Genomic DNA, 1,794 nt, shown 5'->3' with positions numbered 1-1,794 from the left:
GGCCGGCGGGGGGTGGAGGGGCGCTCCTCGCCGGGGCGGTCGGCGGTCGCGGGGTCGGCACCGCCTCCGGACGCGACGGGCCCGGGTGTGGCGAGTCCGGGTGTGGCGAGTCCGGGCGCCGCGGATCCGGGTGCGAGGAGCGAGGACTCGTCGGGAGCGGCGGGCTGGAGGATCGTGACGGGGTCGGCGAAGGACCGGACGTCGGCGGTGGGCTCGTACGCGCCGTCGGCTTCGTACTGGTCCCGCGCGGGGCCCGGCTGTCCGTCGGCGGTGGCGTCCGCCACGGGTACGGCGGCGTCCTGGCCGCGCTCCTTGGCGTAGCGCCGTTCCATGGCCGCCTTGCCGGACAGCAGCCGGATGGCGGTGCTGAAACGCTCGGTGGGTCGGGCGTCGTTGAGTTCGTCCTGACGCCGGAGCCACATCGGCACCAGGTAGGCGGCCCAGGCCCCGACGATGACTGCGTAGATGAGGCCGCTGCTGCTCACGCTGACACGGTAGAGCCGTCGCGGGCAAAGTATCAGCCGATTGACGCGGCGTGTCGCGTGATTCTGCCGATAAGCCGAGAATTCTCTGGGATGACGAGTCGCAGGACCGTACCCATTCACACCGGAATGCGCGGGTGGGGTGAGGTGGCCGCGGATCGCTTAATCGAACGCTTATCGCATTTCCGGGGCGGTGTCCGTGCCCGCGCGGGTCTGCCGCCAGCGCGTGAGCAGGCCGTCGGGCACCTCCTCGACGGTGAGCGCGTACACCAGGTGGTCGCGCCAGGCACCGTCGATGTGGAGATAGCGGGGGCGCATGCCCTCCTCCCGGAATCCGAGTTTCTCGACGACCCGGCGGCTCGGCGTGTTCTCGGGTCGGATGCAGATCTCCACGCGGTGCAGCCCGACGCTGCGGAAGCAGTGGTCGACGGTGAGGGCGACGGCTGTCGGCGTCACGCCGCGGCCGGCGACCGCCTCGTCCACCCAGTAGCCGATGTGCGCCGAGCACATGGAGCCCCAGGTGATGCCGGCGACGGTGAGCTGGCCGACCAGCCGGTCCTGGTAGTGGACGGCGAAGGGCAGCATGCGGCCGGCGCTGGCCTCGGCGCGGAGATGGCGGACCATCTGCCGGAACGTGGGCCGGCCCGTCGGTATGCGGCCGGGCGGCGCGGGCGGGACGGTGGCCTCCCAGGGTCTGAGCCAGTCCCGGTTGCGGAGGTTGACCTCCCGCCACTCCCGGTGGTCGCGCAGCCTGACCGGGCGGAGGGAGACGTCCCCCTCCGCGAGCACCACCGGCCAGGACGCGTTCAGCTGGGGCCTCCTCGGGGATGGTCACCGCCGCGCAGTTGGTCGACGGCGTGCGGGACGATCTCCTTCAGGACGGCGACGCCGTCCTTCACACCGCCCCGGGAACCGGGCAGGTTCACGATCAGGGTACGTTCGGCGACCCCGGCGAGGCCACGGGAGAGCGCCGCCGTGGGCACCTTCGTCCGGCCCGCCGCCCGGACCGCCTCGGCGATGCCGGGAACCTCGTGGTCGATGACCCGCCGGGTCATCTCCGGGGTCAGGTCGAGCGCGGTCAGGCCCGTGCCGCCGGTGGTGACGACGACGTCGTAGCCGGCCGCCACCGCCTCGCGCAGCACGGTCTCGACGGGTTCGCCGTCGGGGACGACGGTCGGCCCGTCGGCGTCGCAGCCCATCTCCCGCAGTCCGGCGACGAGCAGCGGGCCGCCGGTGTCCTCGTAGACGCCGGCGGAGGCGCGGTTGGAGACCGTCACGGCGAGCGCCCGGACCGGACGGTCGCGGTCGGGGG

At 73.3% G+C, this 1,794-nt stretch carries 3 protein-coding genes; all 3 read right to left on the bottom strand.

Features of this window, described 5'->3' with window-relative positions; genetic code table 11:
- Positions 1-485, bottom strand: a 485-nt coding sequence (locus GL263_RS28685; protein WP_500294579.1) for a SepX/GlpR family protein, incomplete at its 3' end; no start/stop codon positions are given.
- 171 nt (positions 486-656) lie between these two features.
- On the bottom strand, positions 657-1,274 hold the full coding sequence (locus GL263_RS25980; RefSeq protein ID WP_438948006.1) for a GNAT family N-acetyltransferase: 618 nt from the start codon (positions 1,272-1,274) through the stop codon (positions 657-659).
- A gap of 14 nt (positions 1,275-1,288) precedes the next feature.
- On the bottom strand, positions 1,289-1,759 hold the full coding sequence (locus GL263_RS25975) for a MogA/MoaB family molybdenum cofactor biosynthesis protein (protein ID WP_182858181.1): 471 nt from the start codon (positions 1,757-1,759) through the stop codon (positions 1,289-1,291).
- Between the last annotated feature and the right edge of the window lie 35 nt (positions 1,760-1,794).

The sequence above is a fragment of the Streptomyces durbertensis genome (assembly GCF_014156695.1).
Lineage (GTDB): Bacteria > Actinomycetota > Actinomycetes > Streptomycetales > Streptomycetaceae > Streptomyces > Streptomyces durbertensis.
Note: the sequence above shows the minus strand (reverse complement) of the source record. Positions and strands in the feature narration are given on the sequence as shown.